The 25,589-nt window shown below is 63.1% G+C and carries 15 protein-coding genes; 8 read left to right on the forward strand and 7 right to left on the reverse strand.

The genetic code is table 11. The features are described 5' to 3' along the window. Positions 1 to 255 precede the first annotated feature (255 nt). The 5 genes from treS to treY are packed head-to-tail and all read left to right on the forward strand — an operon-like array spanning position 256 to position 12,314. The gene (treS, locus tag KJQ96_RS21345; protein ID WP_375293194.1) at positions 256 to 3,549 is read left to right on the forward strand and encodes a maltose alpha-D-glucosyltransferase; all 3,294 of its coding nucleotides are present in this window, start codon (positions 256 to 258) and stop codon (positions 3,547 to 3,549) included. Then, positions 3,546 to 5,693 carry a 1,4-alpha-glucan branching protein GlgB gene (glgB, locus tag KJQ96_RS21350; RefSeq protein WP_213288503.1) on the forward strand — a complete coding sequence of 716 codons (2,148 nt, stop codon included), beginning with the start codon at positions 3,546 to 3,548 and terminating at the stop codon, positions 5,691 to 5,693. Before treS ends, glgB begins: the two co-directional genes overlap by 4 nt. Positions 5,694 to 5,696: 3 nt before the next feature. Beyond that, complete coding sequence (glgX, locus tag KJQ96_RS21355) at positions 5,697 to 7,772, forward strand: glycogen debranching protein GlgX (protein ID WP_213288504.1); 2,076 nt, start codon at positions 5,697 to 5,699, stop codon at positions 7,770 to 7,772. Beyond that, a complete protein-coding gene (gene treZ, locus KJQ96_RS21360; RefSeq protein ID WP_213288505.1) occupies positions 7,769 to 9,520 on the forward strand; it encodes a malto-oligosyltrehalose trehalohydrolase in 1,752 nt (583 codons plus the stop codon). Before glgX ends, treZ begins: the two co-directional genes overlap by 4 nt. Positions 9,521 to 9,524: 4 nt before the next feature. After that, a complete protein-coding gene (gene treY, locus KJQ96_RS21365; RefSeq protein ID WP_213288506.1) occupies positions 9,525 to 12,314 on the forward strand; it encodes a malto-oligosyltrehalose synthase in 2,790 nt (929 codons plus the stop codon). Between the two features lie 4 nt (positions 12,315 to 12,318). Here treY and KJQ96_RS21370 read toward each other — a convergent pair whose 3' ends face one another. After that, a complete protein-coding gene (locus KJQ96_RS21370) occupies positions 12,319 to 12,630 on the reverse strand; it encodes a polyhydroxyalkanoic acid system family protein (RefSeq protein ID WP_213288507.1) in 312 nt (103 codons plus the stop codon). 164 nt (positions 12,631 to 12,794) lie between these two features. Between KJQ96_RS21370 and KJQ96_RS21375 the strand changes: the two genes are divergently transcribed. Next, on the forward strand, positions 12,795 to 12,959 hold the full coding sequence (locus KJQ96_RS21375) for a DUF3309 family protein (protein ID WP_065727178.1): 165 nt from the start codon (positions 12,795 to 12,797) through the stop codon (positions 12,957 to 12,959). A gap of 101 nt (positions 12,960 to 13,060) precedes the next feature. Here KJQ96_RS21375 and ligD read toward each other — a convergent pair whose 3' ends face one another. Next, positions 13,061 to 15,733 carry a DNA ligase D gene (gene ligD / locus KJQ96_RS21380; protein WP_213288508.1) on the reverse strand — a complete coding sequence of 891 codons (2,673 nt, stop codon included), beginning with the start codon at positions 15,731 to 15,733 and terminating at the stop codon, positions 13,061 to 13,063. Positions 15,734 to 15,832: 99 nt separating this feature from the next. Here ligD and KJQ96_RS21385 point away from each other — a divergent pair, with 99 nt between their 5' ends. Continuing rightward, complete coding sequence (locus KJQ96_RS21385) at positions 15,833 to 16,717, forward strand: Ku protein (RefSeq protein WP_213288509.1); 885 nt, start codon at positions 15,833 to 15,835, stop codon at positions 16,715 to 16,717. Positions 16,718 to 16,858: 141 nt separating this feature from the next. After that, positions 16,859 to 18,466, forward strand: coding sequence for an AMP-binding protein (locus KJQ96_RS21390; protein WP_213288510.1), 1,608 nt, complete (start codon positions 16,859 to 16,861; stop codon positions 18,464 to 18,466). Positions 18,467 to 18,668: 202 nt separating this feature from the next. Here KJQ96_RS21390 and KJQ96_RS21395 read toward each other — a convergent pair whose 3' ends face one another. The 5 genes from KJQ96_RS21395 to kdpB form a co-directional block, all read right to left on the reverse strand. Beyond that, positions 18,669 to 19,274: a pyridoxamine 5'-phosphate oxidase family protein gene (locus tag KJQ96_RS21395; RefSeq protein WP_213288511.1), complete on the reverse strand. Its 606-nt coding sequence runs from the start codon at positions 19,272 to 19,274 to the stop codon at positions 18,669 to 18,671. Positions 19,275 to 19,297: 23 nt separating this feature from the next. Continuing rightward, complete coding sequence (locus KJQ96_RS21400) at positions 19,298 to 19,987, reverse strand: response regulator (protein ID WP_213288512.1); 690 nt, start codon at positions 19,985 to 19,987, stop codon at positions 19,298 to 19,300. Further along, positions 19,984 to 22,701 (reverse strand): sensor histidine kinase KdpD, encoded by a 2,718-nt coding sequence (locus KJQ96_RS21405; protein ID WP_213288513.1) that lies wholly within the window; start codon positions 22,699 to 22,701, stop codon positions 19,984 to 19,986. The genes KJQ96_RS21400 and KJQ96_RS21405 overlap by 4 nt, the downstream gene beginning before the upstream one ends. A gap of 41 nt (positions 22,702 to 22,742) precedes the next feature. Next, positions 22,743 to 23,345, reverse strand: a complete 603-nt coding sequence (locus KJQ96_RS21410) for a K(+)-transporting ATPase subunit C (RefSeq protein WP_213288514.1) — start codon at positions 23,343 to 23,345, stop codon at positions 22,743 to 22,745. A gap of 106 nt (positions 23,346 to 23,451) precedes the next feature. Then, positions 23,452 to 25,566: a potassium-transporting ATPase subunit KdpB gene (gene kdpB / locus KJQ96_RS21415; RefSeq protein ID WP_213288515.1), complete on the reverse strand. Its 2,115-nt coding sequence runs from the start codon at positions 25,564 to 25,566 to the stop codon at positions 23,452 to 23,454. Positions 25,567 to 25,589 lie beyond the last annotated feature (23 nt).

The raw sequence follows: 25,589 nt of genomic DNA on the forward strand, positions 1-25,589 counted from the left end.
ATTGTCCAATTACGGGAAGGAGATAGACCGTGTCTAACGTTCGGGCCCGCCAACGGTTCCCCTGGAACCAAAGCAAGCCGAGCGGCTTCTATCTCTATGTCCGGAACGTCTCCCTTTCTGCAAACGAAACGGGGACGTCATTTCCATGGCAATGGCATCACCGTGAACAAAAAAGCGCAAACCGCCGAGAGCTCCAACGCCGGCGTCTCCCTTCCTATCGACGGTTCCTATCCGCTGAATCCGGATAGCAGCCTTGTGGTCGAAGCAAAGGAGCTGCCCGCAGCCGACGTCGCCACGGAGGAGCTCTGGTACAAGGATGCGATCATCTATCAGTTGCACGTCAAGGCCTTCGCCGACAGCAACAATGATGGCATCGGCGATTTTGCCGGGCTGACGGAGAAACTGGGGTACTTGCAGGACCTTGGCGTCACCACATTGTGGCTGTTGCCGTTCTATCCCTCGCCCGGCCGCGACGACGGCTACGACATCGCGGACTACGGCGACATCAACCCCGATTTCGGGACGATGAAGGATTTCAGGCGCTTCATTCAGGAAGCCAAGAAGCGCGGCCTGCGGGTCATCACCGAGCTCGTCATCAACCACACCTCCGATCAGCACGACTGGTTCAAGCGCGCCCGCCGCTCGGATCCGAATTCCTCTGCCCGCAACTGGTATGTCTGGAGCGATACCGACCAGAAATATTTGGGCACGCGGATCATCTTCACCGATACAGAGAAGTCGAACTGGACCTGGGACCCGGAAGCCGGCCAGTTCTACTGGCACCGTTTCTTCTCGCACCAGCCGGATCTCAATTTCGACAATCCGCGCGTGGTGAGCGCGCTGGTGCAGGTGATGAAGCGGTGGCTCGACACCGGGGTCGACGGCTTCCGGCTCGACGCCATTCCCTATCTCTGCGAGCGCGACGGCACCAACAATGAGAACCTGCCCGAGACTCACGCGGTCATCAAGCGACTGCGCCAGGAGCTCGACGCCTACGCTAAGGGCAAGGTGCTGCTGGCCGAGGCCAATCAATGGCCGGAGGACGTGCAGGAATATTTCGGCCGCGGCGACGAATGCCACATGGCCTATCATTTTCCGCTAATGCCGCGCATCTACATGGCAATCGCGCAGGAAGACCGTTTTCCGATCACCGACATCCTGCGCCAGACGCCAGATATTCCAGGCAATTGCCAGTGGGCGCTGTTCCTGCGCAACCACGACGAACTGACGCTGGAAATGGTCACCGACGTCGAGCGCGATTACCTGTGGTCGACCTACGCCAACGATCCGCGCGCCCGCATCAATGTCGGCATCCGGCGGCGGCTGGCGCCGCTTATGGACAATGACCGGCGCAAGATCGAGTTGATGAATTCGCTGTTGTTCTCGTTCCCGGGCACGCCGATCATCTATTACGGCGACGAGATCGGCATGGGCGACAACATCTATCTCGGCGACCGCAACGGCGTCCGCACCCCGATGCAGTGGACGCCGGATCGCAACGGCGGCTTCTCGCGTGCCGACCCCGCGCGGCTCTACGCGCCGACCATTATGGACCCGGTCTATGGCTACGAGTCCGTCAATGTCGAGGCGCAGTCGCGCAGCCTCTCCTCGCTGCTCTCTGCCACCAAGCGGCTGATCGCGGTTCGCAAATCCACGCTCGCCTTCGGCCGCGGCAGCATGACATTCATCCGCCCGGAAAACCGCTCGGTGCTGTGCTACGTGCGCCAGTACCGGGACGAGGTCATTCTGTGCGTCGCCAATCTGTCGCGATCGGCTCAGGCGACCGAACTGGATCTCTCCGCCTTCAAGGACCGCATTCCGCTGGAAATGCTCGGCCGCACGCGCTTCCCGGCGATCGGCGAGCTGCCCTACATGATCACGCTGTCGCCTTACGGCTTCTACTGGTTCGAACTGCAGGAGCGCGACAAATCGGCGCCGGTGCCGCAGCGCGCGGTGCCCGAGTTCGAAACGCTGGTGGTGCCGTTGAACGCGACCTGGGTATCGCTGGCGCGCGAGCGCGGCGTGTTCGAGCGCGACGTGCTTCCGGGACATCTGGCGCGCAGCCGCTGGTACCCGGAACGCTCGGCCAAGGCGATCCATCCGAAACTGACGTCGGCGATTCCGTTCTGCGACATCGGCGACAACCGGCCGTGGCTCGCTTTTTTCGAAGCGACGCAGCGCGGCGTCACCACGCGTTACGTGCTGCCGATGCAGATCGAATGGGTGCGCTTCGACCGCGAGCGCTACAATCCGCATGCGCTGGCCGCCGTTCGCCAGGGCGCGCGTGAGGGAACGCTGCTCGACGTTGCCACCGACCAGATCTTCGTCGCGCTATTTTTGCGCAATCTGCAGCAGTCGCTGACGGTCGACGAGAGCGAACAGGGCTTGCGGCTCGAATTCCGCCCGACCAGCCGCTTCGGCGACAAGCCGATCCGGCAGCCCGAGCACATCCGCACCATTGAATCCGAACTGCCGCGCAGCACCGCGCTGGTGGACAATGACTATGTCGTCAAGATCTACCGGACACTTCAGGCCGGCCCCAATCCCGAAGTCGAGATGGGACGCTTCCTGACTGATGTCGCCAACTTTCCCAATGCGCCGGCGCTGCTCGGCAGCGCCGAGCTGGTCGAAGGCAACGAGAAGAGCGCGGTCGGCGTCGTTCACGCCTTCATCGCCAATCAGGGCGACCTTTGGACCATGAGTGCGGCCTATCTCGATCGCTTCGTCGAGGAGCAGAGCCTGCTCGCAGCGAGCATCCATCCCGGCGAGCGCGAGGAAGAGATCCCTTATCTGCGCTACATCTCGCAGGCCGGACGGCGCGTGGCCGAGCTGCATGTTGCGCTCGCCAGCAACGCCGAGCTTGCCGAATTCGCGCCGGAGCCGACCGGCGGCGACGACGTGCAGCGCTGGGTCGACGATCTGATGCTCAGCGCCGGGCGCGTCTTTGATGCACTTCGGCAGCGGCGAGATACGCTGAAGGAAGCCGACCGGGCGTTGGCCGATCAGGTGCTGGCGTTGCAGCCGGTCCTGCCGGCTTGGCTGGAAACGCTGCTGCTGCGTGAGGCCGACGCCGCCAACATTCGCGGCCATGGCGACCTAGATCTCACCCAGTTGCTGATCGTCAAGGACGACATCTTCATCGTCGACTTCGAAGGCGCGCCGCGGCGCAGTATCGCTGAACGCCGGCGCAAGATGCCCGCAGCACGCGACATCGCAAGCCTGATCCGGTCGATCGATTATTCGGCAACCGCAGCGCTTGAGCGCGCGCTCAAAGTGGCCCACGATGACCACGGCAAGCTCGGCGCGGCGCTTGGCGAATGGCGGGACCGGGCGACGGCCGCATTTCTCGCCGCCTATCGCGAAGCGATGACCGACCAACGGCTTTGGCCGGCCGATCCGACGGCGGCAGACGGCTTGCTGACCTTCTTCCTGCTCGAGAAGGCCTTGAACGAGATCGAACACGAACTGTCATTCCGGCCGGAATGGCTGCGCGTGCCACTGAGCGGAATTATCAAAATGTTGTCACAACCGTTCTTCGAGCCCTCATGACCAAGCTATCCGCAGAGGCCTACGCAATCATCGAAGGCAAGCATTCGGATCCGTTTCGATATCTCGGCTTGCACAGCGAAGGCGGACACAGCGTGGTGCGCGCTTTCATCCCCGAAGCATCCAACGTGGAGGCGATCGGCGAGCAAGGCGAGACGGCGCCGCTTGAGCGCATTCACGACGCCGGGCTGTTTGAAGGCGCGCTGCCGAACGGATCGAAACGCTACCAACTCCGCGCCCGCTTCGGCGAGAACGTCGTCGATCTCGACGACCCCTACCGCTTTCCGCCCGTGCTCAGCGACTTCGACCTCTATCTCCTGGGCGAAGGCACGCACCGGCGGATCTACGACAAGCTCGGCGCGCATCCGATGATACTCGATGGTGTCGACGGCGTGGCGTTCGTGGTGCTGGCGCCGAACGCCAAGGCGGTCAACGTGGTCGGCGATTTCAATTTCTGGAATGCGCGGCGGCATCCGATGCGGGTGCGCGGCGTCGGCTATTGGGAACTGTTCGTGCCCCATGCCCGCGCCGGCGACCGGTACAAGTTCGATATTACCGGCTCCGACGGACGGCATCTGCCGCTGAAATCCGATCCGGTGGCCTTTGCGGCGGAAGTCCGACCTTCAACGGCCTCGATCGTCGTCGACGAAAGCAGAATTCCGCATCCGCGCCCGGCGCCGTCGGGCATCAACGCGCTAGAAGCGCCGATCTCGATCTACGAGGTTCATCTCGGCTCCTGGCGGCGCAAGAACGGCAATGAATGGCTGAGCTATCGCGAGCTCGCCGAACAGCTTCCGGCTTATGCAAAGGATATGGGCTTTACCCATCTCGAGTTTCTGCCCGTCAGCGAACACCCGTTCGACGGCTCCTGGGGCTATCAGCCGACCGGCCTGTACGCGCCGACCAGCCGGTTCGGCCCGCCGGAAGATTTTTCCGCCCTCGTCGATGCCTGTCATCGCGAGGGGCTCGGCGTGTGGCTCGACTGGGTGCCCGGACATTTTCCCGACGATCCGCATGGGCTCGGCTATTTCGACGGCACCGCACTCTACGAGCACGCCCACCCGATGCAGGGCCGCCATCTCGACTGGGGCACGCTGATCTACAATTACGGCCGCACCGAAGTGGTCAATTTCCTGGTCTCCAACGCGCTGTTCTGGCTCGATCGCTACGGCGTCGACGGCCTGCGCGTCGATGCCGTCGCCTCGATGCTCTACCTCGACTACAGCCGGCCCGCCGGCGAGTGGATTCCGAACCGGCTCGGCGGCCGGGAAAACCTCGAAGCCATCGAGTTCCTGCGCCGCTTCAACATCGAACTGTTCGGGCATTTTCCGGAAGCCACCACGGCCGCGGAAGAATCTACCGCGTGGCCGCAGGTCTCGCGGCCGGTCGAATATGGCGGGCTCGGCTTCGGCTTCAAATGGAACATGGGCTGGATGCACGACACGCTGAAATACATCGGCAAGGATCCGATATACCGGAAGCACCATCACGGCGACGTGCTGTTCGGCCTGCATTACGCATTTTCGGAAAATTTCATTTTGCCGCTGTCACATGACGAAGTCGTGCACGGCAAGCGATCGATCCTCGGCCGTATGCCTGGCGACGAGTGGCAGCGCTTTGCGAACCTGCGTGCCTATTACAGTTTCATGTTCGGCCATCCCGGCAAGAAGCTCCTGTTCATGGGCTGCGAGTTCGGCCAGGAGCGCGAATGGAACCACGATCATTCGCTGGACTGGCACCTTCTGGCGCAGCATCGCCATAGCGGCATGCAGAACCTGATCCGCGACCTCAACCGGCTCTATCGCAGCGTGCCAGCGCTGCACCAGATGGATTGCAACCAGGCGGGATTTGAATGGGTCATCACCCACGATTCCGGCGGCAACGTCTTTGCCTGGCTGCGCAAGGGTTTCGATGCGCGCGCGCGCTGCCTCGTGGTCGTGAACTTCTCGCCGAATGTCTATCACAATTACCGCGTCCGGGTGCCATTCGCCGGCGCGTGGAGGGAAGCGCTCAATTCCGATTCTGCGCATTATGGCGGCAGCAATGTCGGCAACGTCGGCGAAGTCCATACCCTGGAAGGCAGCATCCCCGAACTCAGCCTCACCATTCCGCCTCTGGCTGCGATCTTTCTCGTACCGGAAAGCTGACGCATGCGATTGTCCGCGGGAAGCCCCGCCCGCCTCGGAGCAAGCTGGGACGGCAGGGGCACCAACTTTGCGCTGTTCTCGGCCAATGCGGAGAAGGTCGAGCTTTGCCTGTTCGACGGCCAGGGCCGCCGCGAACTCGAGCGAATCGAACTGCCCGAGCGCAATGAGGACGTCTGGCACGGCTATCTCAACGACGTCTCGCCCGGACAGCTCTACGGCTATCGCGTCCACGGCCCCTACGCGCCGGAGCGCGGACACCGCTTCAACGCCAACAAGCTGTTGCTCGATCCCTATGCCAAGCGGCTCGCCGGCCGGCTGGTGTGGAGCGACGCGCATTTCGGCTATCGAACGGGGAGCGCGCGCGAGGATCTTTCGTTCGACCGCCGCGACAACGCGCGCGGCATGCCGAAGGCGGTCGTGGTCGACGAGACCTTCAACTGGGGCCGCCGCGAGATACGGCCGAACATCGCCTGGGAAGACACCATCATTTATGAGGCCCACGTCAAGGGCCTGACGCAGAGGCGCGACGACGTGGCGCCGGGCTGGCGCGGCACCTATGGCGGGCTGTGCTCGCCGGCGATGATCGACCATCTCAAGCGGCTCGGCGTCACCACCATCGAACTGTTGCCGATCCACGGCCTGATCGACGACCGGGTGCTGGTGGAAAAGAAGCTCTCCAACTACTGGGGCTACAACACGCTGGCGTTCTTCGCGCCGGAGCCGCGCTATGCGCAGGACAATGCGCTCGATGCATTCCGCACCACGGTGGCGCGGCTGCACGACGCCGGCATCGAGGTGATGCTCGACGTAGTCTACAACCACACCGCCGAAGGCAATCATCTCGGCCCGACGCTATGTTTCCGCGGCATCGATAACGCGTCCTATTACTGGCTCAACAAAGAGCATCCGCGCTACTATGACGACTTCACCGGCTGCGGCAGCTCGGTCAATCTCACCCATCCGCGCGTGCTGCAGATGGTGATGGATTCGCTGCGCTATTGGGTCGAGGTCTGTCACGTCGACGGCTTCCGCTTCGACCTCGCCACCACGCTGGCGCGCGGGCCGAACGGTTTTGACCGCAATTCCTCGTTCCTCACGGCCGTGCGGCAGGACCCGGTGCTGGCAACCGTAAAACTCGTCGCCGAGCCATGGGATCTCGGCCTGGGCGGCTATCAGGTCGGCGCGTTTCCCTCGCAATGGTCGGAATGGAACGATCGTTATCGCAGCGCGCTACGGCGCTACTGGAGCGGCGAAGGCAGCCTGATCGGCGAGGTCTCGCGCCGCATGACCGCCTCATCCGACCTGTTCCACCATGACAACCGAGCAACGCGCGCCAGCATCAATCACATCACCGTGCATGACGGTTTCACGCTGGCCGACCTGTTCAGCTACAACGAGAAGCACAACGAGGCGAACGGCGAAGACAATCGCGACGGCTCCAACGACAACCACAGCAACAATTGCGGCCATGAGGGCCCGACCACGGACGCCGCGATCGTGGCGCTGCGCCGGCAACTCCGCAGGAACCAGCTCGCCTGCCTGTTCCTCGCGCAGGGGACGCCCTTGATGCTAGCCGGCGATGAAGCCGGCAATTCGCAGAACGGCAACAACAACGCCTATTGCCAGGACAATGAGATCGGCTGGGTCAACTGGGAAAATCTCGGCAAGCCAGGCGAAGACCTCACCGATTTCGTGGGCCACATGACCGCGCTGCGCCGGCGCTTCCCGCAACTGCGCTACCAGCGCTGGCTCTCCGGGCGGCGCAAGGACGGCTCCTACGGCGTGCTTTGGCTGACGCCGGCAGCCGAGGAGATGCAGGAAGCCGACTGGAATTTTCCAGAAGGGCGATTCCTCGCCTATGTGCTGGGGCCTTTGGAACCAGGTCAGCCGCCGATCTTTATCGTGCTGAATGCTGCGCCCGAAGAGATTGCTTTCAAGTTGCCGCAGATGCCCGAATACAAGAGCTGGCAGCAGGTACTGAACACGACCGAGGCCGTGCTGGCCGCCACCGAATTCGCTTCGGGCGTCGAAACCAGCGCGCCGCCGCGATCGGTGCTTGTCTTTGCGGGCGCGGCATGAATGACCGGCAATTCGGCCCGCTTCTGACAAACTACGGCACGCGGTTTCGGCTGTGGGCACCGGCGGCCAAACGCGTCGAGGTGATGCTGGAGCAGCCTCACGCGATGAGGCGCGGCGAGGACGGCTGGTTCACGGCCGATATTGCCGGCGTCAAGGCCGGCGCACGCTACAAATTCCGCATCGATGACGAACTCGATGTCCCCGATCCAGCTTCGCTGTTTCAGCCCGAGGACGTTTTCGGCCCGAGCGAAGTGATCGACCATGACAGCTATCGGTGGCGCGCCGCCGACTGGCGCGGGCGTCTATGGCAGGAGGCCGTCATCGTCGAGGCCCATGTCGGCACCTTCACTCGGGAAGGCAGCTATCGCGCCATGATCGACAGACTTGACCATCTCGTAGCCACCGGCATCACCGCATTGGAATTGATGCCGCTGGCGGATTTCGCCGGCTCCCGCAACTGGGGCTATGACGGCGTCTTGTGGTACGCACCCGACAGCTCCTATGGCCGCCCCGAAGATCTCAAGGCGCTGATCGATGAGGCGCACCTGCGCGGGCTGATGGTGATACTTGACGTCGTCTACAACCATTTCGGCCCCGAGGGAAATTATCTCGGCCGCTATGCGCCCTCCTTCTTCACCGAAGCCCACACGCCATGGGGTAGTGCGATCGACTATCGCGTCGGGCAAGTCCGTGCCTTTGCGATCGAGAACGCACTCTCCTGGCTGCGCGACTACCGCTTCGACGGGCTGCGGCTCGATGCCGTCAACTCGATCGTTGAACCGGGCGGGCTGTCGCTGCTGCACGATATCAGCGCCGCTGCCGGCCAATTGGCCGCAGAAACCGGCCGGCACATTCACCTCGTGCTGGAGAACGGCGACAACCGCGCCAGCATCCTGGATTCCGTCCAAGATCCTCCACAAGGCAAATACCGCGCGCAATGGAACGACGATTACCATCACGCCTGGCGCGTGCTGATGACCGGCGAGAAGCAGGGCTATTATGGCGATTACCAGCGCGCGCCGAGATCGGATATCGCCCGCTCGCTGTCATCCGGTTTCGTCTACCAGGGCGAGCCATCGGCTTTTCGCGGCGTCAGGCGTGGTGAGCCAAGCGGCCATCTCGCGCCGACCGCCTTCATCAACTTCCTGCAGAACCACGACCAGATCGGCAATCGTGCGCTGGGCGACCGGCTAGAAGGCAACGCCGACGCGCGGATGATCGAGGCGGCGCTTCAGATCCTGCTGATCGCGCCTCACATCCCCATGCTGTTCATGGGCGAAGAATGGGGCTCGACGGTCCCCTTCCCGTTTTTCTGCGATTTCGGCGGCGAACTCGCCGACGCGGTTCGGAAGGGCCGCCGCATCGAATTGGCCTGGGCCTATGCGGAATATGGTGATGAAGTCCCCGACGCGCTGGCCGCTTCGACCCGCGATTCCGCCGTTCTCGACTGGGATGGCCGCGACGCTCCGGCGGGGCGGAAACGCCTGACCATGGTGCGAAACCTATTGCAGGTCCGGCGGCAGGAGATTGTACCGCGGCTGGCCGGCGCAGCTTTTGGGAAAGCAGACGCGGAAAGCAGCGGGTTGCTGACCGCCGATTGGCGCATGGGCGATGGCAGCGCGCTTCGCCTCACCGCCAACCTGTCGGAAAAGGCCGTCAGCCACGGCGAAGCTGCAGGAACCCTGATCTGGGGTAGCGAGTTGGGCAATAGCGTCCCGCCATGGTCGGTGCACTGGCGCATCGGATAGGAAAATGCCCCCGGCGATCCCGATCGCGACCTACCGCCTGCAACTGTCGGCGGATTTCGATTTCGACGCCGCCGCTTCCGTGGTGCCCTACCTGAAGGCGCTCGGCATCACCCATCTCTATGCATCGCCCTTCATGCGCGCCCGCAAGGGCAGCGCGCATGGCTACGATGTCATCGACCACGCCCAGTTCAATCCCGAGCTCGGCGGCGAATCCGGCTTCGAGCGCCTCAGCGCAGCCTTGCAGCAACACGATCTCGGGCTGATCCTGGATTTTGTGCCCAACCATGTCGGCGTGCATTGCGACGATAATCCATGGTGGCTTGACGTGCTGGAATGGGGTCCCGCCTCGCCGCACGCGGCTTCGTTCGACATCGACTGGGAACAATTGCCGTATCGCGCCCGCGGCGGGGTGCTGTTGCCGATCATCGGCTCGTCCTACGGTCAGGCGCTGGAAAGCGGCGAGATCGAATTACGCTATGACGCCGGCGAAGGCAGTTTTTCGGCCTGGTACTTTGAGCATCGGCTGCCGATCGCGCCGGAACGTTATGGCGAAATACTGCGGATGATCGTCAAGGAAGCGGGCGCGGAGGACAGCACGCCCGGCAGGGCCATGCTTGCGCTGGCCTCCCGCTATCAGGGGCCGCGACGCCCCAACCGCAAGGAAGCACCTGGGTTCAAAGCCGAATTGAAAGGCATCACGGGCGCCGCCGAGATCATCGCGCATGGGGTTGCAGCCTATCGGGCCGGGCCGGATCGCGCCGCTGCAACGCTGGCGCTGCATCATCTGCTCGAACGCCAGCACTACAAGCTCGGCCACTGGCGGCTCGCTTCCAGTGACATCAATTACCGGCGCTTCTTCGATATCAACACGCTGGCGGGCCTGCGCGTCGAGGATGCCGGCACCTTCGAGGCGATCCATCGCCTGGTCAAACGGCTGATCGCGGAGGAAAAGCTTGCGGGGCTGCGGCTCGATCACATCGACGGCCTGCGCGATCCCGTCCAGTATTTCCAGCGCCTGCGCCGGCTGATCCGCGATGGCTTTGGCGGGCGGAGCAGGCCCTTCTACGTGGTGGTCGAGAAGATTCTCGGCGAGCACGAAAAGCTGCCGCCGTTCGCCGGCGTTCACGGCACCACCGGCTATGAGTGGCTGAACGCGATCACCCATGTGCTGACCGATGGAAGCGGCCTGGAGCCGCTCGACGAGGTCTGGCGGCAGATCAGCAACCATTCGCCAAAACTCGAACCGATTCTGCGAGATGCAAAGCGTCGCGTGCTGGAAACGCTGCTGACCAGCGAGTTCACGGTGTTGACGCGCCTCTTGGCACGGATTGCCAGCGGGCACTATTCCACCCGCGACTATTCCGCCGACGGCCTGCGGCAGGCGCTCGAACTCTACGTGCTGCACTTCCCGGTTTACCGCACCTACCTGACAGCATCGGGCCCATCCGCGCACGACCGCCAGTTGATAGCAGGGACGATCGAACGGGCGCGCGCCGACTGGTTTGCCGCCGATGACGGCATTTTCGATTTCCTGCGCGACGCCCTGACAATGGACCTGATTAAGCCCGGACGTATCCACCACAGCGCGCCGCGGGTGCGCCGGTTTGCCTTGAAGATGCAGCAGTTCACCGGACCGATGATGGCAAAGTCGCTGGAGGACACAACGTTCTACCGCTACCACCGCCTGCTTGCCCTCAACGAGGTCGGCGGCGACCCCGCCGCAAGGGCGGTATCCGTTGACGACTTTCACGGGATGATGGAGGCGCGCGCCAAGGAATGGCCGCATGGCATGACCGCGACTGCAACGCATGACACCAAGCGCGGCGAGGATGCCCGCGCTCGAATCCTGGCCCTATCGGAAATTGCGGGCGAATGGACCGGCACGGTAGCCCGATGGAAACTGCTCAACGCGCCGCATCTGCTCGTCGATGGCGATCTGCGCGCGCCCTCGGCGGCGTTCGAATACATGCTGTATCAGGCGCTGGTGGGGGCATGGCAGCCGGGGGACGCTTCGTTTTTTGACCGGATGCAGGAATATGCGCTGAAGGCGGCGCGCGAGGGCAAGCAGGAAACGAGTTGGCTCAATCCCCACGCGGCCTACGAGACTGGCGTCAAGAGCTTCATCGCGAAGATCCTCGACCCCTCGCTGTCAGGCGAATTCCTGAAGTCCCTGCAGACGCTGGCGCAGCGGCTCTCGTTGCTGGGCGGCCTGAACGCGCTCAGCCAGATCACGCTAAAGGCGACGATACCGGGCGTGCCGGACTTCTATCAGGGCACGGAACTTTGGGATTTCTCGCTGGTCGATCCCGACAACCGCCGGCCCGTCGACTTTGCCGAACGCGCAGGCCGGCTGGGTGCGGTGGAGAATCCGGATTGGGATCGGCTGGTCGAGAAGTGGCCGAGCGGTCATCTGAAGCTGGCCTGGACGCGGCATCTGCTCAAGCTTCGAACTGAGCTCGCCGATACGTTCGCAAGCGGTGATTACGAGCCCTTGGAAGTTAGCGGACCGCGTCGCGATCATTTCATCGCGTTCGCCCGCCGGCGAGGCCGCGAGGCTGCGATCGTCGTGGTCACACGATGGTTTGCGCCGTTTACCGATGTCGGCAGACATTGGCCCGGTCCGGAGAACTACGACGCCGCGTTGAACGTCGGCGGCTACGCGATGGAAGGCTTTGCCGACGCCGATGCTGCGCAATTGCGCCTGTCAGACTTGCTGACGCATCTGCCCGTCGCAGTGCTGAAAGCAAGGTACAATAGCGCGGCACAACCCGCACCAGGGCGCCGTCGCGGCTGATACGTCAGCTCTTCTTGCTCAGCAGCAACTGGCCGCGGCTGCGGATCGCGGCCTGGGCCGCTTCGGCAAAGCGCTGCAACAGCCATGGCAGCACCACTTCCACCTGCACGTGATCGTCGGCGACATCGACATGCCCCGCCGCGCCTTGCCCGAGGGCGCTCACGTGGAAGATCATGCGGTTGTCTTCCCAGCGCTCCTCGTCGACAGTTAGCATCGGTACGCTGGAAGCGGCGCGCGACAGTCCTGTCTTGAGGCGGCGCATTGCCTCCTCGCGGCCCAGACTATGCGGGATGGAAACCACGAGCGGTTTGGTCATCGCTGAAAAATCCTCCCTGATCTAGCTGCATGTAATTGTACGCGGTTCGAAAGTAAGGGACGACCGTACATCGCCTCCCAGACCGGAACTTTCGTGATTCACGCTTGTTACTCTCCGCGAAGGCAGGATAGACGCACGCCCCGCTTCGGGCTCAGGAGAGATTTATGTCTATCGGCACAATCATTCTGATTATTCTCATCATCGCCCTGCTCGGTGGTTTCAGTGGCATCGGTGGCGGCCCGTTCTATGGCACCGGATATTACGGCGGCGGCGGACTGGGTCTGGTGATCGTGATCCTGTTGATCCTGCTGCTGCTCGGGAAGATCTGAGCCACGCGTCGAGAATCGTAGGGTGGGCAAAGGCGCACCTGCGCCGTGCCCACCTTTCTTGTTGAGATAAAGATGGTGGGCACGATGTCGCTTTGCCCGCCCTACATCGAGGCCAATTTCTTCATCGCCGGCTTGATCGACGCTGCCGCGTCATCGTAACCGTCCCATGCTTTCGTCTTCGCCAGTAGCGACGGCACGGTGCGGATCGTGTACTTCTTCGGATCGAGATCGCCGCGCACCTGCGTCCAGGTCAACGGCATCGACACGGTAGCACGCTCGCGCGCACGGGGCGACAAGGCAGCGATCGCCGTCGACATCCGGTCGTTGCGAAGATAGTCGAGGAAAATTTTTCCCTTGCGCAGCTTCTTCGACATGTTGAGCAGATAGCGCTCGGGATCATCGTTCGCCATCCACTGGCAGACGCCTTGCGCGAACGCCTTGGCCTCCTTCCATGAAACCTTGTCCCTTGCGCCATGCAGCAGCGGCGTCACGACGTGCAGCCCCTTGCCGCCGGTGGTCTTGCAGAAGCTTTCGAGGCCAACTGCAGTCAACCGCTGGCGCATGTCCTTTGCCGCCTCGATGACGTCTGAGAATTCAACATCGGGCGCGGGATCGAGATCGAACACCAGACGTCCCGGTGTGTCGTAAGCGTCCGGCGCACAATTCCAGGGATGCAATTCGAGGCCGCCGATCTGCGCCACCGCCGCCAATCCCTCGACCCGGTCGATCTGCAGATAGGGCTTGCGGTCGCCCGAGACCTTGGCCAGCTCGAACAGGTTGGACGCGCCTTGCATGGCGTGGCGTTGAAAGAACTTCTCGCCATGGATGCCGTCGGGCGCGCGAACGATCGAGCATGGACGGCCTCTGAGGTGGCCGATCATCCACTCGCCGACGGCCTCGAAATATTGCGCGAGGTCGAGCTTTGTAACGCCCTCGCCGTCGCCGGCGTCGGGCCACAGCTCCTTGTCCGGCTTTGAGATCACCACGCCCATGACGTCGCCGGTCTTGTTCGTTGTTGCGGGCGTTGCCCGCACCTTCGCATCCTTGCCCTTGCCCTTGCCGGGCTTCGGCTGCGCGACGCCTGCCTTGGACGGTGTTTCCGCCTCCACCTCCTCGGCCGGCTTATCCTGCCGCAGGCCCTTGAACGCAGCCTGACGAATATTTCCGTCCGCGGTGAACCCTGCGAATTCGATCTCGGCGACCAGCTCCGGCTTCAGCCAATGCACGTCGCGGGTTTTCTTTGGCGCGTTCTGGCCGCCGAACGGGTTCTTGTCGGAGGCGGCTGCTTTCAGCGCCGGCATAATGCGGCGGACCTTGTCCTGCCCGAAACCGGTACCGACCATACCGACAAAGGCGAGATGATCGCCCCGGTAGACGCCGGCCATCAGCGACCGGAATTTTCCGTTGGTGGTCTTCCAGCCGCCCAGCACCACCTCGTGCCCGGCGCGGCATTTCGCCTTGGTCCAGCTCTCGGTGCGGCCCGAGCGATAGGGCAGATCGAGTTTCTTGGAGACAATGCCCTCCAGTTCGAGCTTGCAGGCCGATTGCAGGACGGCATCGCCGCCGCTTTCAAAATGCTCGACATAGCGGATCTGCTTGTCCTTGCCCTTCTGCGCCTCCAGCAATTTCTTCAGCCGCGCCTTGCGGTCGCCGAGCGGGAGCTTGCGAAGATCTTCACCATTGGCGAACAGCAGGTCGAACGCATAGAAGATCAGGCTCTCGCTGTCGCCGTCCGACAGCGCCGCCTGCAGGGTCGAGAAGTTAGGCGCGCCGTTATGATCGAGCGCGACGATCTCGCCGTCGATCAGCACGTCAGGAAGCGATTTCGCTTCCTCGGCGATCGCCTGGAATTTGTTGGTCCAGTCGAGGCCTTTTCGGGTGTAGAGCACAGCATCGCCGTCCTCGACCCGCAATTGCACCCGGTAGCCGTCGAACTTGATCTCGTGACACCAGCCCGCGCCGCCGGGCGGCCGTTCGACGACTGTGCAAAGCTGCGGCGCCACGAAATCCGGCATCGCCGCGACCTTCTTCGGCTTGACGGCTGGCGCGGGCGCGCGCGTCTTGATCTCCGGCGCGGCCCGCAAGGCGGCCGTCTTCCGCAAGGTCCGCGCTTCGGCGGCATCGCCGCGGTTGGATTGCCAGACCGCATCGGCCTTTGTCTTCGTAGCCAGCATGAACGGCTTTGGCGCCTTGCCCTTGCCTTGCGCGATCTGTTCCATCGTGCGCCCGGAGGCGACCGAACGGTCCTCGTCGAGAATGTCGTTATCCTCGCCTTCCCTAACGAATTCGTCACGGTGCTTGATCAGGAGCCAGTTGGTGCGCTTGCCGCCGTATCGGTCGCCCCGCATCCGCACCAGCACCCAGCTTCCATGCAGCTTATCGCCATGCAGGGTGAATTTCAGGTCGCCCTTCTTGAAGCCGCGGTCGGGATCATCGGACTCCCAATAGCCCCGGTCCCACAGCATCACCGTGCCGCCGCCGTACTGGTCTTCCGGAATGGTGCCTTCAAAATCACCGTAATCGAGCGGGTGGTCCTCGACCTCGACCGCGAGCCGCTTGTCGTGAGGGTCGAGTGACGGCCCCTTGGTGACGGCCCAGGATTTGAACACGCCGTCGAATTCCAGCCTGAGATCGTAGTGCAGCCGGCTTGCATCATGCTTCTGAATCACGAACCGCCGCTTTCGGGCGGGCGCGACCTCGACGTCGCCGGAGGGCTCCGCCGTTTTGCGGAAATCGCGTTTCTTGCGATACGTGCTGAGCTTCTTCAACGCCACGGCCACACCTCAATCAAAACCGCCCCGCGGCAACGCCCGGAACGAAAACCCATACTAACCGTTGAAGTTCCCAAACCCAAACCGCGCCTGGAGATTGCAATGGCCCCCCGCGCCTACTGGAAAGGCTCGCTGAAACTCTCTTTGGTGTCGTGTCCGGTCGTGCTGTATCCGGCCTCGACATCAGTCGAGAAAACCCGCTTTCACATGATCAACAAGGAGACCGGCAACCGGCTGAAACAGCAGATGATCGATGCCGAGACCGGCGACGTCGTCGAGAGCGACCAGAAAGGCCGCGGCTATGAGCTGAAAAAGGGTCAGTATGTCGAGATCGAGAAGAAGGAACTCGAAGCCGTCCAGATCGAGAGCAATCATACGATCGAGATCGACAGTTTTGTGCCGCGGGACGAAATCGACAAGCGCTACTACAACCACCCCTATTACATCGCCCCCGACGGCAAGGCCGCGGTGGACGCCTTCGCGGTGATCCGGGACGCCATGAAGGACGAGGAACGGGTGGCGCTGGCGCGCATCGTGCTGACCAACCGCGAGCACGTCATGGCGATCGAGCCGCTCGGCAAGGGATTGCTCGGCACCACGTTGCGGTATCCGTACGAGCTGCGCGACGAGGACGACTTCTTCGATGATATCAAGACCCCGAAGATCACCAAGGACATGGTCGAACTCGCGGGCCATATCCTGCACAAAATGGCCGCGCATTTCGATCCCTCGAAGTTCAAGGATGAGTATGAGGACGCGCTGAAGGCGCTGGTGCGCCGCAAGGCTTCCGGCAAGCCGATCAAGGTTGCCGAGCCCGAGGCAAGGCCGGACAACGTCATCAACCTGATGGACGCGCTGAAGGCGAGCCTGAAAGGCAAAGCGGCGACGAAACGGCGCGCCCACGCCACGGCTTCGCGGCGGGCGCCGACGCGCCGGACGGCAAGGAAAGCGCACCGGTCTACAGCCAGGCACCGCAAGGCGAGCTAACGCAGGCATATCGCGTCGTTGCTCACGCGGTTCTCGCGCGCCTTGGCCACCCTCCCGCTTGCATTACCCGAAACCGGAAGGCATTTTCCTCTTGGGAACTGACGCCACCGACAATAGCGGCGCCGGACCGGGGAGGATTGAATGGCATTGACGAAGTCGCACGTCGCAGGACCGACCACGCCTGCGGTACGGGAGATGACGTTCGGCGATCTCTTGCGCAAGGCGGCTGAGGCCGCGCCCGATCGCCTCGCTCTGATCGCGGGCGTGCCTGACCCGGCGCAGCGGCGGCAATGGACCTACGCACAGTTCTATCGCGAAGCCCAGCGCACCGCCCGCGCGCTGCTGTCGCGCTTCAAGCCCGGCGAGCGCATTGCCGTCTGGGCGCAGAACATCCCGGAATGGATGATGCTCGAATTCGGTGCCGGCATGGCGGGCATGGTGCTCGTCACGGTCAACCCGGCCTTCCGCGCCCGGGAAGTGGAATATGTGCTGAAGCAGTCGCGCTCGGCCGGGGTCTTCGTGGTCAACGGCTTTCGCGGCAACCCGATGCTGGAGACCGTGCAGGCGGTGGCGCCGAACTGCCCCGAGCTGCGCGAGATCATCTGCTTCGACGACTGGAATGCCTTCATCGCGGCCGGCAATGACGAAGGCATCAAGCTGCCGGCCGTCAGCCCCGACGATCCCGTCATGATCCAGTATACGTCGGGCACGACCGGCTTTCCGAAAGGCGCCCTGCTCCGGCATCGCGGGCTGCTCAACAACGGTGCCGATACCGCCGACCGGATGGGCGTCGACGACGGCGACGTCTTCGTCACCACGATGCCGCTGTTTCATACCGGCGGCTGCGTCTGCTGCGTGATCGGCGCGGTATCGAAGGCTGCGACCACGGTGCTGGTCGAGGCTTTCGAGCCTGGGCTGGTGTTGGAAATGCTCGGGACCTATCGCGGCAACGCCATGCTCGGCGTGCCCACCATGCTGGTTGCGATGCTGGAGCACCCGACATTCGCGGCGACCGATCTGTCCTCCGTCAAGGCGATCTGCTCCGGCGGCTCGACAGTGCCGGCCTCGCTGGTGCGGCTCCTGGAGGAAAAGCTCGGCGCGCCCTTTACGATTGTTTTCGGGCAGACCGAATGCTCCCCGGTCGCGGCGCAGACCCGCACCCATGACAGCGTCGAGGACAAGGCCAACACGATCGGCCTACCGCTGCCCAATATGGAAACCAAGATCATCGATCCCAACACCGGCGAGACCGTTCCGATCGGCACGATCGGCGAGTTCTGCACCCGCGGCTACCACGTCATGATCGGTTACTTCGAATTGCCCGATGCGACTGCGGCTGCGATCGACGCCGACGGCTGGCTGCACACCGGCGATCTCTGCGCGATGGACGCGCGCGGCTACTGCACCGTGGAAGGCCGGCTGAAGGATATGATCATCCGCGGCGGCGAAAATATCTATCCGCGCGAGCTGGAAGAACTGTTGTTCAAGCATCCCAAGGTCGGCGAGGTCGCCGTCATTGGCCTGCCCCATGAGAAATGGGGCGAAGAGGTCGCAGCCTTTATCCGCCCGGCGCCGGGCGCGGTGATCGACAAGGAAGAGCTGATCACCTACATGCGCGCCTCGCTCGCCCCGCACAAAACGCCAAAACACTGGTACATCGTGGACGCATTCCCGCTGACCGGATCGGGCAAAATCCAAAAATTCAAGCTGCGGGACGCCTGCACCAAGGGCGAGATGACGGCGATCTAGGCCGCCTCTGTTCATTGCAAATACTTTCGCCGTCGTCCCTGCGAACGCAGGGACCTATACGCCGCGGCTCATCTGCGGTGCGATGGGGCCAGTTGCCTTCGCTGCAATCTAGGTCGGTGGTTATGGTTCCTGCGCCCCGTGCGCAATTGCACACTAGGCAGGGACGACGAGGATGATTTTCGGTGTGGGCTACAATCGCTCCCTACCCCTTGAATGTCGGTTGCCGCGGATGAATGCAGTCCTTGAAGTCTGCAAAGCCCTTCCACGCCGGCTCCGGCGCGTCCTGTCCGGCTTGAGGCACATAGATCGACGGTTCGATCGAACTCATCGTCGGAATATAACGCGGACAGTTCGGGAAGATCGCACGCGCCGTCACGCGAACGATGAGCTGCGCGCCGACGGTCTCGGCTAGCAGCGGGTCGCTCCCGCTCACGCTGGCGCGGCCGTTGACACGCAAACGCCGCGGCTTGTCGTGCATGGCGATGAACAGCAGGCCTACATCGGCATTGACGACGATGTTGCCGAGACTCTTGAACATCCCGTTGCCGTCATAGTCGGGAAATGCGAGCTCGGAAGGCCCGGTGATGCGCACAAACCCCGGCGCTCCGCCCTTGAACGAGCAATCGGGCCGGCCCTCGGCGTCGGCGGTTGCCAGAAAGAAATAGGGCAGGCCTTCGATGAACTGCTTGTCGTCGGCCGAAAATTCCTTGCGCATCAGCTTCTCTTCCAGCCGGTCCGAAATCCGGCGGCTGTCGAACCGGTCCTGCAATCGCCTGTTACCTTCGTGATACATAACGCTCTCAGCCATAGCGTTGCGTCCTCTTGGTATGATCAATCCGGTGCCCGCAACCTATACCCGATCCCCGTCTCGGTCAGCACGAATTGCGGACGCTCAGGATCGGCTTCGATCTTCTGGCGGAGCTGGCGGACATAGACGCGCAGATATTGTGCATCCGTCAGCTCGTCCCACAGCTCCTTCAACAGGAAGCGATGGGTCAGCACCTTGCCGGCGTGCTGCACCAAGACGCGCAACAATTCGTATTCCTTCGGCGAGAGTTTTACTTCGCGCTCGCCGACCTTGACGATGCGGCGCACCAGATCGACCGAGAGATCGCCAGCGCGGAATACCGGCCGTTCGCCCTGCACCTGCAATTGGTGCCGGAGCGCTGCGCGCATCCGCGCCAGCAACTCGTCCATGCCGAACGGCTTGGTCAGATAATCGTCGGCGCCGAGGTCGAGCGCCTGCACCTTGCCGGCCTCGTCACCGCGGCTCGACAGTACCACGATCGGCACGCTCTCGTTGCGGCCGCGGATCATGCGCAGGAGATCATGACCCTGGATGTCGGGCAGGCCAAGATCGAGGATAATCAGCGCCGGGCCTTCCGCGAGCTTTTCCAGCGCAATCTTGCCATTGGAGGCTTCGAGGATGTCGTAGCCCTGCGTGCTCAGCCCCATCCGCAGCAATTTGCGGATCGGCGGCTCGTCGTCGATCACCAAAACCCTGATCTGGGCGGCGTTCATGCGGCGGTATCCAGCGCGCTATCGGAGGCCGGGACGGGCAGTCGAATCGTGATGATGGCTCCAGAGCGATCGGTACGATTGGCGGCCGATATCGTGCCATGCATCGCCTCGACGAAACCGCGCGAGATGGCGAGCCCCAGCCCGGTGCCCGCACGGACGTGATCGCCCTTTTGGGCGCGATAGAACTTGTCGAACACGTTTTCCACCTCCGCAGGCGGAATACCGCTACCTTCGTCGAGGATCTGCAGCGACACACTTGCCTGATCGCGCGTTCCCCGGATCGAAATCGTGGTACCGGCCGGCGCGTATTTGGCCGCGTTGTCGAGCAAATTGAACAATACCTGTTCGAACAGAACCGCATCCAGCTCCAGCATCGGCAGATTGGGGCTGAGTTCCAGTGACACCTTGTGGTGCAGCAGGATCTTGTTCGCGCGGCGCAGCGTGCTGCCGACGATCTCGGAGACGTCATGCGGCGCGGTATTCGGCACGATCGCGCCGGATTCCAGCTTGGTCATGTCGAGCAGATTGGCGATGAAGCGATTGAGGCGCTCGGATTCGTCGATCATGGTGGCGAGCAGTTCGTTCTTCTGTGCGTCGTTGAGGCTGGAGCCGAGATCGCGCAGGGTGGAAGCGGCACCGAGCACCGAGGCCAACGGCGTCTTCAGATCGTGCGAGATCGAGGTCAACAGCGCGCCGCGCAGCCGGTCGGATTCCATCGTGCGCTTGACCCGCTCCATGTCTTCCACCAGCAGCACGCGCTCGATCGCCAGCGCGCCCTGATCGACCAGCGCATCCAGCAGGCGGCGCTGATCCGGCGTCAGCAACGGACCGGTGCGGTCGTCGTCGATGCCGATGACGCCGATCGCGCCGCGCCCGGTTCGCATCGGCAGGAACAGCCGCTTGGCGCCCGGTAGCGTATCCGAGCCGCGCCCGGCCGCACGGTCGTTGTCCCAGGCCCATTTGGCAGCGGCCAGATCGGCCTCGCCCAGTTGATCCTCGGGCGGATAGCCCGACTTCACGGTGAGCACGCCGTCCTCCGGCAACAGCAGCACCACCCTCACCTTCAGCATCAGCGCGGTCTGATAGGCGGTCGCCCATAGCACATCGTCCAGCGTCGCAGTTCCGGCGAGCTTGCGGCTGAAGGCGTAGAGCAATTCGGTGGTACGCACCCGGCCGATCGCGGTGTCCGCCTGAGAGCGGATTCGTGCCGCCACATTGGAGACCAACAGCGCAATCAGCAAGAAGAAGAAGAAGGCGGCGACGTTGGTCGGATCGGCGATGGTGAAGGTATAGAACGGCGGCATAAAGAAGAAATTGTAACATAGCGACGCCGCGACGCTCGCCAGCAGCGATGGCCATAGCCCGTAGCGAACGGCGACGCCGACCACGGCGGTGAGGAAGACGAGATCGACGTTCTCGATGCCAGCGAACATCGGCTGGATCAGTTCGGCAGCGCCGAGACTGATCGCGACGAACAGCAGCGCCATCATGTAAGACCGCAGGTTGAATGGCTCCTGCCGCGCCGCGGTCTGCACCGCCGCTTTCGCCACGCCCTGTTCGTCGCCGGGGATGACGTGGACGCTGATATGGCCGGCGCGGCGCACCAGATCGTGCACGACAGAACCGCGCGTCAGTTCGAACCACCACGAGCGGGTCGACTTGCCGATGATGATCTGCGTGACGTTGTTGGCATGCGCGAAATGGATGACGTCGTCGGCGATGCGGCGGCCGACGCCGGGGATGGTCAGCGCCTCGCCGCCCAGCGCTTCCGCCAGCCGCATGGTATCAGCCAGCCGGTCGCGCTGCTCGTCGGTCAGTCGCAGGCTACGGCGCGTCTCGATGCTGATCGCGGTCCATTGCGCGTGCAGCCGGTCCGCCAGCCGCTTGGTATAGCGCACCAGCCCGGCCGCACGCGGATCTTCGCTGACGCAAACCAGGATGCGCTCGCCCGCCGCCCAGGGGCCTGCTATTGCGTTGGCCTGCATATGGGTGAGCAGCTGCTCGTCGACGCGTTCGGCGGTACGCCGCAGCGCCAGCTCGCGCAGCGCGGTCAGGTTGCCCGGCGAGAAATAATGCTCCAGCGCGCGCTCGGCCTGTTTGGGAACGTAGACCTTGCCCTCCTTCAGCCGCTGGATCAGATCGTCGGGCGTGAGGTCGATCAGCTCAATGGCGTCCGCGCGGTCGAACACGGAATCCGGCACCGTCTCGCGGACCCGCACATGCGTGATCTGCGCGACCACGTCATTGAGGCTCTCGATGTGCTGGATATTGACTGCCGTATAGACGTCGATGCCATGGGACAGCAATTCCTCGACGTCGAGATAGCGCTTGGGATGACGGCTGCCTGGCGCATTGGTGTGAGCGAGTTCATCGACGAGCGCGATCTGTGGCCGCCGCGCGATCAGCGCATCCAGGTCCATCTCCTCGAGCGTCTGCTCCTTGTAGACAAGCCGCCTGCGCGGCAGCACCTCGAGACCGTTCAGAAGCACCTCGGTTTCGGCCCGGCCGTGGGTTTCGACGATGCCGATCACGACATCGGCACCGGCCTTCTTCTTGGCGTGGGCGCTCTGCAGCATCTCATAGGTCTTGCCGACGCCGGGCGCGGCACCGACAAAGATCTTGAGCTTGCCAGCGCGGCTCTCCTCGCGCCGCGCTGCCTCCAGCAGGGCCTCCGGCGAGGGACGTTGTTCGGGGTCGCGGCGGGCTTGGACCATGCGGCAGTATAGTCCTCACCCTTCAAGGGGCCTAGCGGGTCTCATTTTGAAACCTCATCCAGCGCTAGATTCAAGGCCAGTACGTTAATGCGCGGCTCGCCAAGCAATCCAGCCATGCGGCCCTGAACGTGCTCGGTAACCAGTTGCTGGACGCGCGCCTCCGGCAGGTTGCGGGCCTTCGCCACGCGCGGGACCTGGAATAGCGCGCCTTCCGGCGAGATATCGGGATCGAGTCCGCTGCCGGAGGTGGTGACGAGATCGACCGGTATGGGAGCGGCCGGGTTTTCGGTCTTCAGCTTCGCGAAGTCCTCCTTGATCCGGTCCTTCAAGGCCTTGCTGGTCGGACCCAAATTGGAGCCACCGGAATTGGCGGCGTTATAGGGCGCGGAGACCGTCTTGGTCGGATCGGCCGGGTCCGGCGCCGAAGTCGCGGACGGGCGGCCGTGGAAATATTTGTCGTCCTTGAACTCTTGCCCGATCAGGGCCGAGCCGATGACCTTGCCATCCTTCTCGATCAGGCTGCCTTGCGCCTGTCTCGGAAAGATCGCGCCGGCGATGGCGGTCATGGCGAGGGGATAGGCAAGGCCGGTGATCGCGGTGAGCAGCAGCAGGATGAGGATCGCGGGACGAATTTCGCGAAGCATAGTGAGTCTCCGTAAGTGTTTTCGTCATTGCGAGCAAAGCGACGAAGCAATCCCGCGTTCTTGACACGGTCATATGGATTGGTTCGCTTCGCTCGCAATGACGGGGCTAGGCCAGATGCAAAGCCACAACCGCAAGGTCGATGGCCTTGATGCCGATAAAGGGAACGATGATGCCGCCGAAGCCGTAGATCAGCAGGTTACGGCGCAAGAGCGCCCCCGCCCCGACCGCCCGATAAGCGACGCCTTTCAGTGCCAGCGGGATCAGCGCGACGATGATCAGCGCGTTGAAGATGATCGCGGACAGGATGGCGCTCTGCGGGCTTGCGAGGTGCATGACGTTGAGCACTTCGAGCTGCGGGTAGAATGCCAGGAACATCGCCGGGATGATGGCGAAATACTTTGCGACGTCGTTGGCGATCGAGAACGTGGTCAGCGCGCCGCGCGTCATCAGAAGCTGCTTGCCGATCTCGACCACCTCGATCAGCTTGGTCGGATTGGAATCGAGATCGACCATGTTGCCGGCCTCGCGCGCCGCCTGCGTGCCGGTATTCATGGCGACGCCGACGTCGGCCTGCGCCAGCGCCGGCGCGTCGTTGGTGCCGTCGCCGCACATTGCCACCAGCTTGCCCTTGGCCTGCTCGTCGCGGATCAGCTTCAGCTTGTCCTCCGGCGTTGCCTGGGCAAGGAAATCGTCGACGCCGGCCTCGGCCGCAATGGCGGCTGCGGTCATCGGATTGTCGCCGGTGATCATCACGGTGCGGATGCCCATGCGGCGCAATTCCGCAAAGCGCTCCCGGATGCCGCCCTTGACGATGTCCTTCAGATGCACGACGCCGAGCAGTTTGCCGTCTTTGGCGACCGCCAGCGGCGTGCCGCCGGCTTTCGAGACCTCGTCGGAAATCGCTTGGATCTCACGGGCCACCTCCAAGAGGACGCCCGACACAGCGCGCGCCGCATTCCCGGAAGCGACCGCGCGGATCGCGCCGCCACCATCGACGTAATTCAGGATCGCATCCACCGCGCCCTTGCGCACCGACGATGACCCGGCGTCGATGCCGCTCATGCGTGTCTGCGCGGTGAAGGGAATGAAGCTCGCATTGAGCTCCTTCATGTCGCGGCCGCGGATGCCGTATTTCTCTTTCGCCAGCACGACGATCGAGCGACCTTCCGGCGTCTCGTCGGCGAGCGAGGCGAGTTGTGCCGCATCGGCCAACTCCTGTTCGGTAACACCGCGCAAGGGGCGAAACGCCGTGGCCTGCCGGTTGCCAAGTGTGATGGTGCCGGTCTTGTCCAGCAGCAGCGTATCGACGTCGCCGGCGGCCTCCACCGCACGGCCCGACATGGCGAGCACGTTGAAGCGCACCAGCCGGTCCATGCCGGCGATGCCGATCGCCGACAGCAGCGCGCCGATTGTGGTCGGAATTAGCGTGACGAACAGCGCCACCAGCACTACTACCGAAATCGAGCCGCCGGCATAGGCCGCGTAGCTCGGAATCGTCACGGTGGCGAACACAAAGATAATCGTCAGGCCTGCGAGCAGAATATTGAGCGCGATCTCATTCGGCGTCTTCTGCCGCTCCGCTCCTTCCACCAGCTTGATCATGCGGTCGATGAAGGTCGAGCCCTGCGCCGCCGTGATCCGAACGCGGATCCAGTCCGACAGCACTTGCGTGCCGCCGGTCACCGCCGAACGGTCACCGCCGGATTCGCGGATTACAGGCGCGGATTCACCCGTGATCGCGGCCTCGTTCACGGAAGCCACACCCTCGATCACCTCGCCATCAGAGGGGATGTTGTCGCCGGCCTCGACCAGGACGATGTCACCCACCTTCAGGCTGGTGCCGGAAACCAGACGATAGTTCTTGCCGGGACCTTCCAGCAATTTCGCCTTGCTCTCAGTGCGGGTCTTCTTCAACGACTCAGCCTGCGCCTTGCCGCGGCCTTCGGCAACAGCCTCGGCAAAGTTGGCGAACAGCACGGTGAACCACAGCCACAGGATGATCTGGAAGGTGAAGGCGAGGCTCTCGCTGCCGGCCACCAGATTGCGCAGGAATATCACGGTCGTGAGCGCGGCCACGATTTCGACCACGAACATCACGGGGTTCTTCACCATCAGCCGCGGATCGAGTTTTGCAAAGGCCGCGCGGATTGCCGGCAGCACGATGCTCGGATCGAACATCGCCGACGCCGTCGCCTTCTTCTGCAATTTCATGATTTCCATGGACGTAACTCCTGACGGCTTCG

Source organism: Bradyrhizobium sp. sGM-13 (assembly GCF_018398875.1).
Lineage (GTDB): Bacteria > Pseudomonadota > Alphaproteobacteria > Rhizobiales > Xanthobacteraceae > Bradyrhizobium.